Source organism: Peptoniphilus sp. oral taxon 836 str. F0141 (assembly GCF_000179335.1).
GTDB lineage: Bacteria > Bacillota > Clostridia > Tissierellales > Peptoniphilaceae > Peptoniphilus_A > Peptoniphilus_A lacrimalis.
On the sequence record NZ_AEAA01000011.1, the window covers coordinates 1 to 925 of the forward strand.

The following is a 925-nucleotide window of genomic DNA, read 5'->3' on the forward strand; positions in this document are numbered from 1 at the left end:
CTCCAACATTCCGTCTTTCATCCTATAAATTCTGTCGGCTTCCTCAGCAAGTTCCAAATCATGAGTTATTACAACTATAGTTCTTTTTTCCTCTTCATTTAGTTTGTGAAATAAATCCATTACCTGTCTACCTGTTTCAGAATCTAAAGCACCTGTAGGTTCATCTGCAAGAATAATATCCGGATCATTTGCCATGGCTCTAGCTATAGCTACTCTTTGCTTCTGTCCTCCTGAAAGTTCTGATGGTGCATGACTCATTCTCTCTTTCATATCCACGGCTTCCAAAAGTATTTTTGCTCTTTCTTCTCTTTCTTTTCTTGAAACTTTAGCATAAAGCATGGGGAGTTCTACATTTTTAAGGGCATTTGATCTTGGAATCAGATTGAAATTTTGAAATACAAAACCAATTTTCTTTGATCTATATGAAGAAAGTTCTACATCATTTAATGATTTTATGTCCACACCATTTAGGGAATATAGACCAGTAGTCTGCCTATCTAAAAGACCTATTATATTCATTAAAGTAGATTTTCCTGAACCAGATTGACCGACTATTGATACAAATTCCCCAGCATTTACTTGTAAATTTATGCCATGAAGAATTTCAAGCTCATTTTCTTTGCCTATATTGAAAGATTTTTTAATTTCTTTCATTTCAATAAGTTTAGTCATCCTATTCTCCATTTTTATTTTCTAAATTTTCTTTATTTTCTTCTTCGTTTTCAGCCTTCTCTGATATATTAATTATTTGTCCCTCTCCATATCCTTGAGTATTAGAAAGAACTTTCATATCCCTTTTTAAGTCCTTGCCTTTTATTGCACATTCAAAGTCATTTTCAAGTCCTTTTTTTACCTCTACATTTGCAATCCTGTAGGTATTATTTCCATCTTTTTTTAATGCCAAAACATAATCTTTTCCATCTCT

General features: G+C 32.5%; 1 protein-coding gene and 1 pseudogene. Both read right to left on the reverse strand.

Going from position 1 to position 925, the window contains the following annotated elements; all coding sequences use genetic code 11:
- On the reverse strand, nt 1–672 hold a 672-nt coding region (locus HMPREF9131_RS00270), incomplete at its 3' end, for an ABC transporter ATP-binding protein (protein ID WP_009344717.1).
- A 1-nt stretch (nt 673) separates the two neighbouring features.
- Nucleotides 674–925 (reverse strand): annotated as a pseudogene (locus HMPREF9131_RS00275) (HylD family protein); the annotation flags it as partial.